This window comes from Paenibacillus sp. M-152 (assembly GCF_003856555.1).
Taxonomy (GTDB): Bacteria; Bacillota; Bacilli; order Paenibacillales; family Paenibacillaceae; genus Paenibacillus; species Paenibacillus polymyxa_C.
In genome coordinates this window covers 1,021,615-1,039,188 of sequence record NZ_CP034141.1, presented here as the reverse complement: position 1 = coordinate 1,039,188, position 17,574 = coordinate 1,021,615, and the positions used below count along the sequence as shown (strand labels likewise).

Genomic DNA, 17,574 nt, shown 5'->3' with positions numbered 1-17,574 from the left:
TTTTAGCAAGAAAAAGAAGCCTCAAGCTCCTTTTCCCTGCCAACAATGACATTGAAATTATGGCTTCCGTTTGGCGATAACAGCATAGGATACCGTTCTTGTGAATCCACTTGGATTCCATGCAGTAAATACCCATCTGTCTTCGGCTGCGGAATAATTATTGAGAAGAAAACCTTGTTCATTTCCAGAGAAAGTCCATGAGCCGCTAATCAGGTTGTAGTCGTTACCGTTAATCGTAGTGCTTCTAAAGCTATTGGGAGAAAGAGTGACCGGAGCGAAAGTGAAACGTGCGAATCCATCTCCAAGTTGAGTTACACGAATGGCTTTTCTAACATTCATAACCACATGGCTTCTTTTTTTCAGTTTTTTCCCCAATTTTGCTTCCGCTTTTCTAATTTTCACTAAAGTTGCCTTTCGCAAAAAAATCATCTCCTTCATTGTTATACTTATAGTTAATGAAGGACTAAATGCTTTTGAATGGACAAAATCCCCGGTAAATTGGCTGGATTTTTTGGAGATGTTGAAACAAAAAGCCCTTCCTTAAAAAAAGGAGGGCTTGATACCGCTACTTCTTATTTCCTATACCGATTTTGTTAAGCCGATATGGGTTATCATGGTGTCATATGGCTCTAATTCCATGGTTTGTTTGCCATAGTCCGTTTCAATCGTTGTTCTTTGCAGTTGATCACTATTGTTAATAACAACCAACATTTTACTTTCTGGATAATAAGCACACTCCGTGTATAGGTTATCCGTAATGTACTTCGTTTCATTTAACTCATTGTCCGCAAAACGGATTATATTCAGCAGCAGTCTTGTGTTTTCCCAGCTGAATTCGAATGAAGGAAGGTAAATTCCCTTTCCTTTACCGAAGGCATGAGTGGATAGTGTTATCATTCCATTCGTTTCACCCGCTATTGCAGCTGACCCATCCGTAAGATAAATCCTATTCTTTGGCGTTATACTTGCCCCTTCAGGCACCAAACCATGCTCATCCCTAACCTCATATGTCCATCTTCCATGACCTACCCTGGAGCCTGTATCCTCATCCAAACCGAGAACATGTGCCATTCTAAAAAAGCTGTCGTGACCTTCTACCGCCGAAGGCTGATTGATGCCAATAAAGGTACCACCTTCATAAACCCATTGGGTCAGTAAGTCCACACACTGGTTGTCATTCCAATGCTGTCCACCACTCCATGCTGTACCGGCAGAGCCTGCATTGATGACTACATCACAATCCTGTAGTATACCCTGACGGATATCTTCAAAATCAATGAACTGAACTTCAACCGGCAATCCGGATAAAGCCTCATTGATATGAATCAAATCATGCATATACGTTTCGTGGAAATGGCCGGACAAGGTCCACGATCTCAATTTTCCCCAGCTGTGCAGAATAGCTACCTTCGTCTTCATATGATAGGGTTTGCCTTCATGATGCAGTTCTTTGATTTCTCTGAACTCATTGGCAATCTTTTCGATGTAATCACAAAAATCCGGGTAAGGCTCTACAAGATGCAAATATCCACCCAGTCCAATCCGGTCAATAGGCTCCCTCAACAGGGCGCGCCGGATATTAATCCAATACTTTTTGGCATCCAGCGTGGGGTCGCCCCCCTCCATAAAGGTAGGAAGCCCGCCTAAGCCAACCGGAAATAAGTATGGATGCAGCCGAATCTCATGCGTATTCACTTTTACACCTGAACACAGCCTCGCCTCATAACCTGAGAACACACATTTAATCAACCCGTCAAATCCAAACTCTTGAAAACGGTCATTATAAGGCTCCATCCCAACCCAACTGTCATCATAAAACACGTAGGCCAGCTTATCGTGCTGATGCACAATATCAATTAATTTCTTGCCAAATTCGATTACAAAATCATTGATAAATGTCATCCAGTCCAGCTTGCGTTGCTCAGCCGGGATATGTGTGACGCGATACTTTCCGCCATTCACAAAATCCTCGGCAGTCATCGAATACCCATATCTCTTGGCAAATAGATCAAGCGCTCTTGAGCTTACCGTAAAATCGTATGACCCCCAATCAGAGAACAGATGGCGATTGCGCTCATTGCTGCCCCAAATCCAGGCGAAGTTATAAAATAAGGAGGTAAACCGGACAACCGTGGTTTCCTTATGATGAAGACACCAATCCTCCATCCAATCCAGCAGATACTGTTGCGTTTCTGTATACATGGGATCAATCTGCATTAAATGCTCTTTGTCCCAATGATTCGTGGTGTGATTGTACATGGAAATCTCTTCCCAGATCCGGTAGACCATGAAGCTTACCGTGTATTTATGCCAAGGAGCAATTCCGGTAATGACCACATTTCCGGATTCCCTTTCATAATTCCATTGTTCTCTTGGAACTTCTTCCCCGGTCGTTCTGTCAAAAACCTGCCAGTAGTTAAGCGCCTCTTTAGAATCATTCACTTTGAATTGTTCTGCAAAAAAATCCTCCATCAGATAGATGGATACATAATCCTGTACAGCTACCTTCGGATTCGTAATTAAAAAACACTGTTGCAGCTTATCCAGGTTGCGGGACGCCCACTCGTTATGATCTCTGATGATACAGATTGTAGAATAAATGCCGTACCCAGCGTTTATAATCTCATCGGATAACTGCGTGCCGTCACTGTCACGGATGACATCAGCGCCCCATCGTTCAGCTAATTTCAGGGTCAGCGCCTCATAACCAGATTCTCCTGGTAGCGTAAAGGCCCCCGTTGTTTGTTTAGACAACTTCGATCCCTCCTAATTCAACATATCGGATAGAAAAGCCAACGCTAAGCCTTGTCCCCAGCCCTGAATCCAGTCTTTTGGAATATTGCGATACCCTTCACGATCTTTCATAACCGCCGTGCCGCCCGATACACCCAATACCCGTCCGTCTTCGCTAATATGGTTCAAGATGCCCTCCAATGCCTTTTGCACGTATTTGGTATGCAGTGGATTGCCGTTATTGATCATGGCCGCCGCAATACCGCAAGATGCAGATACTTCTTCATAGGACTCCTCGTCATCCAGTACCGTCCGCCACAAGCCATTCTCTGTTTGAACACCCTTCAATGCAGCCAGTTGATCCCGAAGGGAACACTCCACGTCCATACAGGGCGGATACAAATACCAGTCTTTCAAATGAATTTTGACTTGCGACATGGTATATGCTCCCCAAGCATTCGCTCTTCCCCAGAAAAAGCCGGACATGTGATCCTGTTTGACATTATTGTAGCCATGGTACCAGAAGCCGCTACTAGGGTCTTGCAGGTATTTGATATGCCAGTAATATTGATTTAAGGCATCCTGGATCATTTTCTCGTCCTTTAATTTGGTTCCTACACGAAGCAGAAAGAATGCCGCCATAAACAACGTGTCTGCCCATGCCTGTTCTGGAAAATCATTAGCAACGGATACCGTATGCTGCAGAACATGGTCTCCGAACCTGAGAGCATGGTTTTGGATGTAATCCACCTTGCTCATCACAATATCCCAATATTTCTGGTCCCCTGTTTCTTCATACAATGTGATCAGCATATGGCCCATGGCACATGTGTTTACCGTCCAGTGCGGCAGACCCAGCTCGATGTATTCATCTGCCCACTGGGCAAGCATATTTAGATACTCTTTATTCCCTGTTTTCGTATAGGCTCTGGATACACCATAATAAGCCACACCGCAGGGCCAATCCCACGTTAAATCCATCGCTATGGTTTTTCTGACGACTTTGTCGATAACTTTTAATATTTCTTCCTTGTCATAAGTTAATTGAAGCATCATTATTCCCCTCTCATTAGCGCACACGCCCCCAAAGGCGCTTGAGAGCTGTTCGTCACTATTTTGGAAACGCTTTACTTATTCCATTGTACGCAGTAAAATAGTCTCAATCTAAGCACATTCGCAACAAAACTGCGCAATTCCAATCATTTATATGTATACCTGCTGGCTAAACTTGACATAGCGTTCACCTAGAATCAACTCAAATCCAAGTGTGGGAGTATCGAATATGCCCAGAAAAAAGAAGCCCATTATAGAATACCGACATTACAGCTTGCCTATAAACTTCCCTGTCTTGCTGTTAAGCGGTGAACGTTGGAAGATTTCAGATATTAAAAGTGAGCATCTCCATTTTCATAACCATTTGGAGATTGGTATTTGCTATTCGGATGGCGGTTTCATGGAGATCAAAGGAGAAACTGTCCCCTTCAAAGCCGGGGATGTAACTTTCATTCCCAGGTATCTTCCTCATACCACGTACAGTTCGCCAAATACAGCCAGCCTTTGGTCTTATATCTTTTTTTCGCCAGAGGATCTTTTTCAACATACTTTTAAAAGCGCTTACAGCAACTTTGAGCCCAATTTGTGGGTCGTAAAGGGAATAAACTGCATATTGAACAAGGAGCAGCATCCCAAGGTGTATACACTTGCGACTTCGATCGTAGAGGAATTACAACAACAGAATCCTTACTATCAGGAAAGCGCCTACGGCTTATTGCTATCCCTTTATATAGAACTTCTCAGAATTCACTCCAGGAATGAATCATTGAAAGATGCAGAAACAGTACATAGCCGGAAAAGCGATTTTGCCATTTCTCCGGCTTTGGAATACATCACTAAAAATTATATGACACCTGTTAACATTGATTTTTTGGCTGACCTATGCCATTTAAGTACAACTCATTTTCGCCGAAAATTTCATGAGATTATGGGAACGTCGCCTCTTGATTTCCTAAACAGCACCCGAATCGAAGAAGCCTGCAAGCAGTTAAAAAGCACAGATGACTCCATTCTTTCCATCTCTGAGCAAGTCGGTTATCGTTCCATTTCCAGCTTCAATCGATGCTTCTCCAAGCTTATGGGAGAGCCGCCTAAAGAATGGCGTAAAGGAGCGCAATCCGAAGCACAATCGGCCAAAGCGTCTATACTGGAGTTTACCGGATGGGTTTAATTTTGCCAAACTGAATTCAGCAGCTCGTCCACTTCCTGAATTCGGGTTACCGATGGTGTTGGTATAAGATTTCCTTTCACCATAACCATAGCTACATTCGACAAAGCTTTTATATTGTCCAAAGGGTTGTGCTCCAGCACGATTAAATCTGCCTGTTTTCCGATATCAATGCTCCCTGTAAGATGATCAATGCCTAGGATTTCCTCATTAGACTTTGTTACCCGTTCGATGACCTGACCCGCATTCAATTTCGTTTGTCTCATATAGTGGTCTAGTTCCCGCCACATATCATAGTGAGTGACGTAAGACATGGCGGCATCCGTTCCAATTCCAATTTTGATCTCATGTTCTACAGCCTGACGCAGCCCCTTCAGCATGGAGTCGTACACAAGCCGCGAATTTCCCTTAACCGTTTCATTCACCTTCGTTAGGCTCGTATCCAATTTCGCAATGGGATACCCAGCCTGCAAGTAGGAATCAATGCAGTATAGCCCGATATAAAAAACAGGGAAAAGACATGATAATGGAAGCCGGTTCGCCCTGTTTTCCACTCCACTTTTCCCCGATTTCTTTCAAGTCTTCATTCATGTTTTCAGTGAGAACAACCCTGACACGAAGTGTCCCCATTATTGAAAGTTATTTTTTTCATAACATACTGCGCCGTAACTCATAAAAACACTGCACAATCGGATGCTTTAACTTCATCTTCTCAGACATGTTTAAAATTCGCTTTTTTCCTACTCGTCTGTCCACTAAAGCTAGAATATTCAATAAGATATCATTACTCTCTAAGCTGTCCTCTATAGAAGTAGTTAAAAATTTATTAGCTACAACATTAAAATTAGACTTGCTTAATAAGGCCTGTACTGACAAAAGCTCCTTTGCATGCTCTGATATTTTTCTACCTCTTGCTATTACTTGTAGACGATCCTCCGGAACATTCCCATTAGTATCTTTTCTGATCGCTTCAATGTCTTCATTGCTGATAGGAACTTGGATCTCTGGACCATTCTTGATTTCCAACTCCGTCTGATACCATTTGATTGAACTAGATATATCATTCATATTGAGTATGTTCTTCTTATCTACAGTTATATAACAAGTTCCAGATTTATCAGGAAAATAACGGTAACTGGTAGATCGGTATTCGACCCTTCCGTCTAACGCAGGAGAGAGGAAGCTCTCCAGTTGTTGCTTCAATTTACTCCAGGACATATATCCTCCTATGTTTTCAATGCCTGCTAACAGCCCGTCCCTAACTTGGCAATTTAATTTCCTCGTTCCTCTACCTCATCATGATCTTGCTTCCAAACTCATCAAGCAATGTACGCACTTCACTTGTTGATTTGGCATTCATTAAGCTGCTTCTGAGTTCACTTGCCCCTCGGAATCCACGGACATATATTTTGAAGAAGCGGGCGAGAGGGCTGAACGAACGTGGCTCCTGTGCTGAATAATGATCATGGAGATCTAGATGAAGCCGCAGCAGTTCAAGCAATTCCTCACTGCTGTGTTCCTTCGGCTCCTTCTCAAACGCAAATGGATTCTGGAAAATACCACGCCCAATCATAATGCCATCCACTCCATATTGCTCAGCGAGCTTCAAGCCGGTCTGACGGTCCGGAATATCTCCGTTAATGGTCAGCAGTGTATCTGGTGCCACCTCATCACGAAGTTTCTTAATCTCCGGAATCAGTTCCCAGTGAGCGTCTACTTTGCTCATTTCCTCTCTTGTCCGCAGATGAATGGACAAATTCACAATGTCTTGTTTCAAAATATGGGTTAACCAGTCGCGCCATTCGTCTACGGCAGTGAAACCGAGCCTTGTTTTTACACTCACGGGCAATCCCCCGGCTTTCGCGGCTTGGATAATATCCGCTGCGATTTCGGGACGGCAGATCAGGCCGCTTCCCTTCCCATTCTCGGCTACATTCGCTACAGGACATCCCATATTAATATCGATGCCTTTGAAGCCTTCGTTCGCCATACCGATGCTCATTTCACGGAAATATTCCGGCTTATCTCCCCAGATATGGGCCACCATGGGCTGTTCATCCTCTGTAAAAGTCAAACGCCCGCGTACACTTTTGTTCCCCTCCGGGTGACAATAACTCTCTGTATTTGCAAACTCCGTAAAAAACACATCCGGTCTGGCTGCTTCACTTACGACATGGCGAAACACAACATCCGTCACATCTTCCATCGGTGCCAGTATAAAAAAAGGTCGTGGCAAATCACGCCAAAAATTATTCGTCATATCAAAAACTCCTCTATAAATACCAGGACAAATCTTTGGTCCCAAAATGGTAAAGCTAACCTGTTCATGTCCTTGCTTCTTCTTCACATATAATATGTTTAAGCAACGTAGTTCAAACGGCAGTATATGTTAAGCATAGACATCTAAATGAGTATACCATACCCAATAGAGGAGCATCCTCCCCAAAAGAATCACAAAAAAAGGAAGAGCACCGCCCCTCCTTGCCATCTTCTATAACGTACTGCGCCGCAGTTCATAGAAATACTGCACGGCATAACTTCCCCAGCCTACGCCGTTCCCAAGAGATTGGCTTAAAAAAGAGCCGAGGAATAATATCCTTGACCCTTTTCATCAAATTCTACACATGAATACCCAAAATTTTCAGCTGTTCATTGATTTTGGCTTCAAGTTCAGCGATTTCTTGTTTATCTTGCTCTATTTCTTCAAGTGATGCCACGTGAGCATATTTATCAACATCTACACGATTTCGGTACGTTTCGATAATCTTATTGATGTTTTTATCAGTAAGTTTGTTTTGATTTTTACCTTTTTCAAACGCCAATACACCTTAACTATTAGTCTTTTCTGACCAACAGCGCAACACTCTCCACATGCACCGTATGCGGAAACATATCCACAGGCTGTACTTCCACCGTATTATACCCGCCATCCTCCAATATCCTTAAATCCCGCGCCAGTGTGCTTGGGTTACAGGATACGTACACCACGCGCTCTGGCTTCATCTCCAGAATGGTGTCGAGCAGGCGTGGATCGCAGCCCTTGCGGGGTGGATCGACGACGATAACGTCGGCGGTGATGCCTTGCTCTTTCCACGCAGGAATGACGTCCTCGGACGCGCCTACCTCAAATTTCACATTGCGCATTTTATTCAATAGCGCATTACTCCGTGCATCGTCGATGGCTTCTTTGACGATCTCCACCCCATACACCTGGTCCGCATGCTGGGCGAGAAACAAAGAAATCGTGCCGATGCCGCAATACGCATCAATTACCGTTTCTTTGCCCGTGAGACCGGCATATTCGACGGTTTTGCCATACAGTACTTCCGTTTGTACGGGATTCACCTGATAAAAGGATCGCGCGGAAATCGCAAACTGGACGTTTCCAATGTAGTCGTAGATCACGTCACGTCCCCACAGTACACGAGTCTCGTCGCCAAAAATAACGTTCGTTCGCTTCGTGTTCACGTTCTGGCATATGCTTGCCACGTGTGGGATATGCTCACGAATACTACCGATCCACGCATCTGCGTGCGGAATATCTCGCCCATTTGTGACGAGGACCAGCATCATTTCACCTGTGCGAAAAGCGGTCTTCACAACGACATGGCGCAACAGCCCGCGCCCGGTTTCTTCATTATATGCACTGATGCCCAGCATTCGGCCAATCTCTTTGACACGTGCGACCACTTCGTCATTGCGCTCGTCTTGAATGAGACATGTGTTCATATCCACGATGCGATGGCTACCGCGTGCGTAGAAGCCACCGACAAGCCCGCCCTCGGTGACACCAATCGGGACCTGGGCTTTGTTGCGGTACCGCCACGGCTCACTCATACCAAGCGTAGGATGCACCACTACACCTTGTACACGCGACATGTGATCTGCATTTCCATCCGCAGATGCAGCCAAAACCTCTGCAGTATCCTCACTGGACTCCGTAGCCACACTCAGCTTTCCAATACGCTCCAGCACATCCACCACATGTTGCCGCTTCCAGCCCAGCTGCGCTTCGTAGCTCATATGCTGGAGCTGACAACCGCCGCATTGATCGTAGATGGCACACGGAGCTGCAATCCGGTCAGGGCTAGCCTGCACAATATCCAGCAATTTGGCATAGCCATATTGCTTTTTCGTTTTTAGCACCTTGACCCGTACCTTTTCACCCGGTAACGCACCCGGAACGAACAGCGTAAAACCCTCGACACGCCCTACGCCCTCGCCATCATGGTTCATGCCGATGATGTCTATCACGGCCTCATCGTTCTTTTGCACAGGCAGATCGCTACGCTCTGCACTAGACCGTTTACGATTGGAAGCTTCCTGACTCCGTCCGTCGTTACTCCGTTCATTTTTGGAAAAACGACGAGGTTTTCGTTCATTCTCCCCTTTTTTCCGAGGAAAATCGTCCATATTTCCATTTTTATTTTCGGTTCCAGCCCGAAGCATTCTATTCCCAGCTCCAACTGGTGACTGTTCCAGTTCTCTGTCTTTTTTCGCCTGCATGGTCTTGTTGTGCTGCTTTCCTGGAACTGGAGTTGCTGTTGCTGTATTCCGGCGGCTTTTTCCACGTCCGCTACGGTTATTTGTCATGGTTGTCACTTCTTTCTGTTCTTCTTTTCATGCTTATCTTCATTCAGCCATATCATTCAAATCGTCATCTAGACGATGTTTAAACCTCAACCCGAAAATGCCGTTACTCCCCACGGAGAACGGCAAGGACCGATATGTTCCCTACAAAAAACAACTATCTACTCTGCGTTCCGTATATCACACTGCTCAACCAACCGGAAATAAAATCACTACCGCTCATTTCTTTACCGAAACACATTCAAATGATGCGGCAGATTCCGGAAGGTCGCTGGCAAGGTGCCTCCTAATTCGCCATCCAGGTTAAGCTGGACATAGCCAGGTGAGGTCACTTCCATATAATCTGTTCTGAAATAAACGATTTTCTTGTCCTGCAAATGCTCCCCGCGCAGCGCAAGTGTAACCAAGCGGATCATTTCCGCCAGATTGCATTTGCGCACAGCGATGACATCGAGCAGTCCATCATCTATTGTCGCCCCAGGAGCAAGCTTTTCAAACCCGCCGACCGAATTTGTATTTGCGATCAGGAAAAGCATAAATTCGTCGTGGATCACTTCCTGACCCGATGCCTTGATGATCAGCTCCTGTGGAGCAAGGCTGACCATCTTCTCCATACCTTTAAAATAATAGGCCAATTGGCCAATCATCGTTTTGAGCTTGCTTGGAACTTCATATGTAAGCTCGGTTAAAGTTCCGCCGCCTGCGATGTTGATAAAGTAGCGGTCATTGGCTTTTCCGATATCCAACGGCTTCGGATTTTGACGAATAACGAGGTCACAATAATCCTCCCAATGCCTGGGAATGCCCAGTGCTCTGGCAAAATCATTCGTCGTTCCTAGAGGAAACACACCCAGAGGCGGGCGGTTTTCCCTTTCAGCCATCCCGTTAATGACCTCATACAATGTACCATCGCCACCAGCGGCAATAATCATATCATAGCCACGCTCAACGGCCTCTGTTGCGGCACGCGTTGCGTCCCCTTCCCCTGTAGTTGCATGGCAAGAGGCCTCAATACCACCTTCATCCAGGCGCTGCAAGACATCCGCAAGGCGACGCTTCATTTCCTCACGCCCAGAGGTCGGGTTATAGATTAATCTAGCTCTTTTCATTCCGTTACGCCACCCGTATATTTAATGATATTTATATTCACATCGCAGTTCATCACATTCAGTCTGTACAAAATATCATCATACTGGAAAAAGACCTCTTTTACAATAAAAGAAGCCATTCACTATCCAAATAAGGGAATTTCAGGTTCGGAACACTATCGCCAAATTCAGGTTAATTATTATCGGTCCTTGCTTGCGTCTTCATGCTCTGTAACAGCTCACGAATTTGTCTGTCCATCCAGCTTGTGAGCAAAGGATGCGGCAATATAGGGTCTCCTGAATAACGGTAATCCAGCCCCTGTAAGCGTTTAGGAATCATATGACTTGTAAAATATCCCGAACTCAAAAACAGCGGTGCCACAATAACATCATGACCCCGCTCCTGATTCCAGTACGCCGCCTTGTCATGCACACCCTCAGGATTTAGCAAAGCGTGGTCCGTAATGATGCCACTCACGTTTTGCACCGTACGGGCCAACGAGGAAATCCCTTGCTCCCAGCGCTGAAGAAAGCCGTTGTGCGCGCTGCCGTGTCCTACGAGTAAAATGACCTCTCGCGCAGGATCGACCGACAACGGGCGAACCTTGTCCCACACCATGCGGGCAACATCTTCGCCGTCATCCAATGGACTGCCAAAATGCACACGTGCCTTCAATCGAAACGGCTCCAAATCTGTTTCTTTGTCTGGCGCAGCTTTGACTCCCAGCGCATAGCTAATTTCATCTACATGCGTACTACCTGACGACACGAACAAAGGAATAACCAGTAAATCTGTTACCCCCAAGGCTTCCAGACGGTCAATCCCATTTTGAATCAATCTTCCTTTAACCGTTTCCAAAAATGAAACCTCTACCGGCATTTCTTCCAGCAATTGAAGCTTTGCAACTGCCTGATCCACCTGTTCCACCCAATATGGCTCCCTAGAGCCATGGCTGATGACCAGTATCCCAGGGTTCCGCATTAGCGACCCAGACGTTCCAGAGTCATTTTATACCCGTCATTCCCATAGTTCAGACAACGCTTAACACGTGAAATGGTGGCTGTACTGGCGCCTGTCTCAGCTTCAATCTGATTATACGTGCTGCCTTTGCCAAGCATACGGGCAACTTCCAGACGTTGGGAGAGGGATTGAATTTCATTAATTGTGCACAGATCATCAAAAAATACATAACACTCTTCCAAATTTTTAAGAGTTAAAATAGCTTCAAACAATTGATCAATACTTTTATCATTAAGCTTTTTAAGCTGCATAGATTATCATCTCCCAAAGGTTACAATCTCTCCTCATTGTACTCGACAAATAGTCAGTTTTTCAAGCATTAACGGTTTCACGCATTACAGAACAACATTACATGACTACAGAAACATACTGTGCGAATGCCCAAATCCGCTTTTATACCTAATTTCGGGACACGCGCCTAAACCCACTGTGCGTTTGTAACATACAGTAGAGTATCAATCTGCAAAGGAATGTGATCTCATGCCTGGACATTACTATCATCGGAGGGCGCAAACGCGTTCCATTTCCGATCCGTATAGTTCAACTCCTTATCCTGGACTCGATCCATACAGCGAGGTTCCGCAAGTCGATTCCTCCGCCGTGGTGCCCTATGAGGCACCAGCGAGTATAACAGATTCCGCCGTGGTCACGCCAGACCCCGCCCCAGCCAAAGGAGGGCTGCTTGGCGGTCTTGGTAATCTCAACGATATTAAAGGTATTATTGACCGTATGGGCGGTATTGACGGGATTGTTGCTACGGTCGGCAAGGTACAAAAGATCATGTCTAGCGTGCAGCAATTTGCTCCGATGGCAAAACTGATTATGGGCTCGCTCCCAGCATTCAACAAAAACGCAAGCAAAAAAACGACAACACCAATTACTGAGGAACTGGATGAATATACACCACCACGCCGACGCCGGAAAAAGACACAGCGCAAAAGTACCACTACCCCGCGCAGACGTCCGCGCAAACGCACAAGAAAGTAGGCTATTTTATTTAAACCAACCTCGGCGCATAAACCACACCACCATTGCAACACTCAATAAAAACATAAAGAACAATACGCCAAAATATCCATATTTCCAGCCCAGCTCGGGCATATACGAAAAATTCATACCATAGATTCCTGCAATCAGCGTCAAGGGCATAAAAATAGTCGTAATTACAGTCAGCGTCTTCATAATTGAGTTCATGCGATTGGAATTAAGCGATATGTAACTGTCTCTCAGGTCGGCTGTCATCTCGCGGTCGGCCTCCAGCATGTCTGTCAGCTTCAATAAATGATCATAAATGTCAGTAAAATAAGCCTTATGATCCCCCTGACCCTGCACATGCTGCGAATTTAAAACACGGTACATCAGATCACGCATCGGGACGATCGTACGGCGCAGCTTGAGCAACCTGCCACGCAGGTCAAACACCTGCTTCATTAATTCCTCTACCGATTCGTGTGCGCCCAAACCTTCCAGCTCGGCTAATTCATCCTCAATGATGAAAAGGCTCGGAAAATAGTTGTCTACCAGCTTGTCCATCACCGTATAAGCCGCAGCCAGCGGTCCGCGAGACCATATTTTGCGTTCATTCGCATGCTCAACAATCCGCTCCCAGGCCTGATCCAGCTCCTCTTGCTCACGATGGTGATAGGTAACCAAAAAACGGCTGCCAATAAACATATCTACCTCTTCCGCCTCTAATGTATCCGCATCAAGCGCATGCACTACCAGAAACTGTACATCCTCGTAATAATCCAGTTTGGGACGTTGCAGTACATGCATACAATCCTCTACAGCCAGCGGGTGAAAATGAAAATAACTCGTCAGCAGCTCCGACTCTCGATCTGTAGGCTCGTTAAAGTCAGCCCAGATCCATATGTAATCTTCCATGACAATCTGCTCCAATGGTTGTCCCACCGTCACCTGATGATCATGACTTATAGCCAATGTACGTATCACCGTACGTCCCCCTCGCTTATACTGCCGTCTTATATGTTATTTATATTGTATATAAGCCATTCCACATTATACAAATCTCACGCTCTACATTCCCATACACTAAATAAGAAAAGGATATCTCCGGGCCAGCACGCTCCCGAAGATATCCTTATACACTAATCAACGCATTATATTTTTCAAAAAAACTATGCTTGTCGCTTCATACCCTAATCGGCGATATAAATGATGTGCATTCAGTCGTTCACCCCGATAGTCATATGTTGCTTGTATCGCTATTTCCCTCGGCGCAGCAAGCAAAGCGCTGCGCCAATTCCGCTGCCTGCACCCACTCATTTAAAAGTGGGGCAGGCTTTTGCGAAGAAAGGAGTAGGTTCAGCAAGTCGTAGCGTAGCGGTCCATTTGAATCTGTAGAAGCGCCAGCGTTCGCCTTTGTCCTTGAAATTTCACCATATAAGGTCTTATATAATCAAAAAATTCAAGGGCAACAGCGATCGAAAGATCAAATGGAACGCGGAGCGGTCTCCTATGTCTTCACCTGCACTCCCGGCAAATCCTGCCCCATTTATAGTACTTTTTCTAAGAAACTTATAGTCCGCTCGTTTTTTGGATTACCAAATACCTCTTGCGGTGTTCCTTCTTCCACGATGTAGCCACCGTCCATAAATACGACACGGTCGCTTACTTCTCGCGCAAAGCCCATCTCATGCGTTACGATCATCATCGTCATGCCTTCGCGAGCCAGATCTTTCATTACGCCGAGCACTTCGCCCACCATTTCAGGATCAAGCGCCGAGGTTGGCTCGTCGAACAGCATAATGTCTGGGTTCATTGCCAGAGCACGTGCAATCGCCACACGTTGCTTCTGACCGCCGGAAAGCTGTCCTGGCAACACATCTGCCTTATCAGCCAAACCTACACGATCCAGCAGCTTCATAGCCGTCTCGCGGGCCTGCGCCTTCGTCTGTTTGCCCAGTTCAGTCGGTGCGAACATAATGTTCTTGAGCACCGTCATATGCGGGAACAGATTGAAATGCTGAAACACCATACCTATATTTTCACGGACCTTGTTAATGTCCACGTTTTTGTCACCCAATTTGTAGTCATCGACGATGACCTCACCAGCTGTAATTTCCTCCAGCATATTCATACAACGCAAAAACGTACTTTTCCCTGAACCAGAAGGGCCAATGACGCATACAACTTCGCCTTCCCGTACTTGCATGTCAATGCCTTTTAGCACCTGGTTACTGCCATAGCTTTTTTTCAGGTTTTTAACGATAATTTTACCCACGGCGAACTCTCCCTTCAAGACGGTTGGAAATTTTGGTCAGGATTGTAATGACGATAAGATACATCACCGCAACGACCAGCCAAATATCAAAGGATTGGAACGTCCGCGCAATAATGATTTTGCCCGATTGGGTCAATTCAACCAAACCGATAACTGACAAAATTGACGTATCCTTCAACGTAATAACCAACTGATTGATAAACGACGGGATCATGATTTTCACAGCTTGTGGCAAAATGATCTTCAGCATGGCTGTCCGGTATGGCAAACCAAGCGAACGAGCTGCTTCCATTTGTCCTGGATCAATGGACTGAATACCCCCGCGGATAATTTCGGTCACATAAGCACCAGCGTTTAGAGATAACGTCAACACCGCCGCGACAAAAAGCGGCATTTTAAAATCGAGTGCCTGTGGGATACCGAAGTAAATAAAGAATGCAAGTACGATCAGTGGAATACCACGGAATACATCAACGAAAACAGTTGCAATACCGCGGAACACCTTGTTATGGCTAACTTTCATAAAGCCGAACACTAGTCCCAGCACAAAGGCTACGAGCAAGGATACCAGGGTGTACAACAGCGTATTTCCCATCCCTTTAATCAAAGCAGGCAGCGAAGCGGAAATGAGCTCCCAGCGGCTACGTTCTACAGGGGCCACACCTTTGCCGGATTCACCAAGGTATTTCGACATGATCTTGTCATATTCCCCGCTGTTGCGAAGATTCACAAGCCCTGCATTAAATTTCTCCAGCAGCTCCGCATTTTTGCCTTGGTTGACAGCAAAACCGTAAGAACCGCCTTTTTCCTTATCAGTCACCAGCTTAAGACCATTATTCTGAGTCACACCGTATGCCAGTACCGGATAATCATCAAAGCAGGCAACCGAGTTACCTGTTTTAACTTCATCATACATCTGAGAAGAATCGTCGAACGGAACTGTAGTAAAGCCATATTTCGCCTTAATGGATTCCGCGAACGTGTAGCCTTCTGTTCCTGTTTTGACAGCGACACGCTGTCCTTTCAAGTCCTCATAGCGTTTAATCGTATCATTATCCTTACGGACCGCCATGACAACACCTGAGTCAAAATAGGGTTCAGAAAAATCAAATTTTTGCTTGCGTTCATCGGTAATACTCATCCCGGCAATGACACCATCTACTTGATTCGTTTCAAGTGCCTGCACTGCCGCGTTAAAGCCAAGTGGCTTAATGGTATACTCAAAATTCTGATCCTTAGCAATAGCTGCCAGTAAATCCATGTCGATTCCGACAAATTTCCCATTTACATCTTCAAACTCAAAAGGCGCGAACGTTGTATCCGTGCCGATATCATACTTTGTTTTATTTTCTGCGTGAGCCACTACACCGAAATTACCGGCCAGGGCAACCACAGAAAACAAACAAATCATGAGTGCTATTAGTTTTCTTGGTTTTTGCATAAGATCCTCCAGTCAGTTGAACGGTTCAAAGTTTTCTGTTTATTCTACAGGAGTTATTAAAAATTGACTACTTTGATGTCAGGTATTTTTTAAAAAACATCTCATGGAACTATCTGGATGTGTGAACTCTCAAGATGTATTTTTGCCCCAGAATGCCAATAAGCCCCTGCCGCAAAAAACGGACGGAAGCTTATTGTGTATCCTATATTGTATGTTTTTTTTCAGGGATTCATGAAGAAAACTAGAAAAGAATTTTGAAAATTAAACCTGACAACAGCGCAGAAATTGGAATCGTTATTACCCAGGTTATTACAATACGACCAGCTAATGACCAGCGAACTGCGCTAAAGCGCTTCGCAGAACCAACACCCAGAATCGCCGAAGTAATGGCATGAGTGGTACTTACTGGTAAATGAAGCATGGTAGCTGTAAAAATAACAGAAGCTCCCGAAACGTCGGCTGCGAATCCATTGATTGGCTCAATTTTAAAAATCTTGGTTCCCATCGTTTTGATGATCTTCCAACCACCAATAGACGTACCCAGTGCCATAGCGGTTGCAGCTGAAATTTTCACCCACATGGGTACTTCCAAATGGTCTTGATAACCTGCGGAGACGAGTGCGAATGTGATAATCCCCATCGCCTTCTGAGCATCATTCGTACCATGCGTAAACGACTGGATAGCTGCCGTAATGACCTGCATGGTGCGGAAACCTTTGTTCACTGTATGCGGACTACGATAAGCAAAGATGTATTTCAAAATCATCATCACAATGTAACCGACAACAAAAGCAATCAACGGGGAGAAAATAAGCCCCTCAACAATCCCGATGAAGCCGCTCCAATTTAATTTATCCTGTCCCGCACCTACATACACCGCCCCTGCCAACGCACCAATCAATGCATGAGAGGAGGATGAAGGAATACCAAACCACCAGGTTAGAAGATTCCAGATAATCGCAGCGATCAGCGTCGCAATAACGATATCAATACCGTTTGTAAGCTTGGTAGGGTCAGCGACACTTCCACCAATGGTCTTGGCAACTCCGGTAAACAAGATAGCTCCGAGAAAGTTCATAACCGCAGCCATAATAATCGCACGTCGCGGCGTCAATGCACGGGTCGAGACCGAAGTAGCAATCGCGTTCGCCGTATCATGAAATCCATTAATAAAATCAAATGCCAGAGCAAGAAAAATAACAATACCTAGTACCAGTAAACTTGTATCCATGTAAA

Annotated in this window: 17 protein-coding genes; 2 read left to right on the top strand and 15 right to left on the bottom strand. The window is 45.3% G+C overall.

Translation table 11 applies throughout. The features are described from left to right. Nucleotides 1-57 precede the first annotated feature (57 nt). The 3 genes from EGM68_RS04760 to EGM68_RS04750 form a co-directional block, all read right to left on the bottom strand. Nucleotides 58-429: a hypothetical protein gene (locus EGM68_RS04760; RefSeq protein ID WP_225683773.1), complete on the bottom strand. Its 372-nt coding sequence runs from the start codon at nucleotides 427-429 to the stop codon at nucleotides 58-60. Nucleotides 430-579: 150 nt separating this feature from the next. Further along, entirely contained in the window at nucleotides 580-2,754 is a 2,175-nt protein-coding gene (gene gnpA, locus EGM68_RS04755) for a 1,3-beta-galactosyl-N-acetylhexosamine phosphorylase (RefSeq protein ID WP_040102085.1), read from the bottom strand. Nucleotides 2,755-2,766: 12 nt separating this feature from the next. After that, nucleotides 2,767-3,786, bottom strand: a complete 1,020-nt coding sequence (locus tag EGM68_RS04750) for a glycoside hydrolase family 88/105 protein (RefSeq protein WP_129550290.1) — start codon at nucleotides 3,784-3,786, stop codon at nucleotides 2,767-2,769. 229 nt (nucleotides 3,787-4,015) lie between these two features. Between EGM68_RS04750 and EGM68_RS04745 the strand changes: the two genes are divergently transcribed. Beyond that, nucleotides 4,016-4,957 carry an AraC family transcriptional regulator gene (locus EGM68_RS04745; RefSeq protein ID WP_025677357.1) on the top strand — a complete coding sequence of 314 codons (942 nt, stop codon included), beginning with the start codon at nucleotides 4,016-4,018 and terminating at the stop codon, nucleotides 4,955-4,957. On the opposite strand, the gene EGM68_RS04740 is transcribed toward EGM68_RS04745, so the two are convergent. From EGM68_RS04740 to EGM68_RS04705, 8 genes are all read right to left on the bottom strand, one after another. Continuing rightward, entirely contained in the window at nucleotides 4,954-5,508 is a 555-nt protein-coding gene (locus EGM68_RS04740) for an amidohydrolase family protein (protein WP_240664122.1), read from the bottom strand. The two genes, EGM68_RS04745 and EGM68_RS04740, sit on opposite strands and share 4 nt — an antisense overlap. 94 nt (nucleotides 5,509-5,602) lie before the next feature. Then, the gene (locus tag EGM68_RS04735; protein ID WP_129548725.1) at nucleotides 5,603-6,172 is read right to left on the bottom strand and encodes an SF0329 family protein; all 570 of its coding nucleotides are present in this window, start codon (nucleotides 6,170-6,172) and stop codon (nucleotides 5,603-5,605) included. 70 nt (nucleotides 6,173-6,242) lie between these two features. Further along, nucleotides 6,243-7,214, bottom strand: a complete 972-nt coding sequence (locus EGM68_RS04730; protein ID WP_129548724.1) for a tRNA dihydrouridine synthase — start codon at nucleotides 7,212-7,214, stop codon at nucleotides 6,243-6,245. A 358-nt stretch (nucleotides 7,215-7,572) separates the two neighbouring features. Continuing rightward, entirely contained in the window at nucleotides 7,573-7,776 is a 204-nt protein-coding gene (locus EGM68_RS04725) for an N-6 DNA methylase (protein WP_040102093.1), read from the bottom strand. Between the two features lie 13 nt (nucleotides 7,777-7,789). Then, nucleotides 7,790-9,547 (bottom strand): 23S rRNA (uracil(1939)-C(5))-methyltransferase RlmD, encoded by a 1,758-nt coding sequence (gene rlmD, locus EGM68_RS04720; protein WP_129548723.1) that lies wholly within the window; start codon nucleotides 9,545-9,547, stop codon nucleotides 7,790-7,792. A gap of 224 nt (nucleotides 9,548-9,771) precedes the next feature. After that, nucleotides 9,772-10,653, bottom strand: coding sequence for a diacylglycerol kinase (locus EGM68_RS04715; RefSeq protein WP_025677329.1), 882 nt, complete (start codon nucleotides 10,651-10,653; stop codon nucleotides 9,772-9,774). 172 nt (nucleotides 10,654-10,825) lie between these two features. After that, nucleotides 10,826-11,614, bottom strand: a complete 789-nt coding sequence (locus tag EGM68_RS04710; protein WP_129548722.1) for a sirohydrochlorin chelatase — start codon at nucleotides 11,612-11,614, stop codon at nucleotides 10,826-10,828. Next, nucleotides 11,614-11,904 carry a YerC/YecD family TrpR-related protein gene (locus EGM68_RS04705; RefSeq protein WP_007428885.1) on the bottom strand — a complete coding sequence of 97 codons (291 nt, stop codon included), beginning with the start codon at nucleotides 11,902-11,904 and terminating at the stop codon, nucleotides 11,614-11,616. The genes EGM68_RS04710 and EGM68_RS04705 overlap by 1 nt, the downstream gene beginning before the upstream one ends. Nucleotides 11,905-12,133: 229 nt before the next feature. Here EGM68_RS04705 and EGM68_RS04700 point away from each other — a divergent pair, with 229 nt between their 5' ends. Continuing rightward, a complete protein-coding gene (locus EGM68_RS04700) occupies nucleotides 12,134-12,640 on the top strand; it encodes a hypothetical protein (protein ID WP_013369521.1) in 507 nt (168 codons plus the stop codon). Nucleotides 12,641-12,646: 6 nt separating this feature from the next. Here the strand turns inward: EGM68_RS04700 and corA are convergent, their stop codons facing one another. The 4 genes from corA to EGM68_RS04680 all read right to left on the bottom strand — a co-directional run bounded on the left by corA (nucleotide 12,647) and on the right by EGM68_RS04680 (nucleotide 17,569). Continuing rightward, complete coding sequence (corA, locus tag EGM68_RS04695; protein ID WP_129548721.1) at nucleotides 12,647-13,606, bottom strand: magnesium/cobalt transporter CorA; 960 nt, start codon at nucleotides 13,604-13,606, stop codon at nucleotides 12,647-12,649. Nucleotides 13,607-14,168: 562 nt separating this feature from the next. Further along, entirely contained in the window at nucleotides 14,169-14,897 is a 729-nt protein-coding gene (locus EGM68_RS04690) for an amino acid ABC transporter ATP-binding protein (RefSeq protein ID WP_058710740.1), read from the bottom strand. Next, nucleotides 14,890-16,338, bottom strand: a complete 1,449-nt coding sequence (locus EGM68_RS04685) for an amino acid ABC transporter substrate-binding protein/permease (RefSeq protein ID WP_129548720.1) — start codon at nucleotides 16,336-16,338, stop codon at nucleotides 14,890-14,892. The genes EGM68_RS04690 and EGM68_RS04685 overlap by 8 nt, the downstream gene beginning before the upstream one ends. Before the next feature lie 241 nt (nucleotides 16,339-16,579). Next, the gene (locus EGM68_RS04680; protein ID WP_013369516.1) at nucleotides 16,580-17,569 is read right to left on the bottom strand and encodes an inorganic phosphate transporter; all 990 of its coding nucleotides are present in this window, start codon (nucleotides 17,567-17,569) and stop codon (nucleotides 16,580-16,582) included. Nucleotides 17,570-17,574 lie beyond the last annotated feature (5 nt).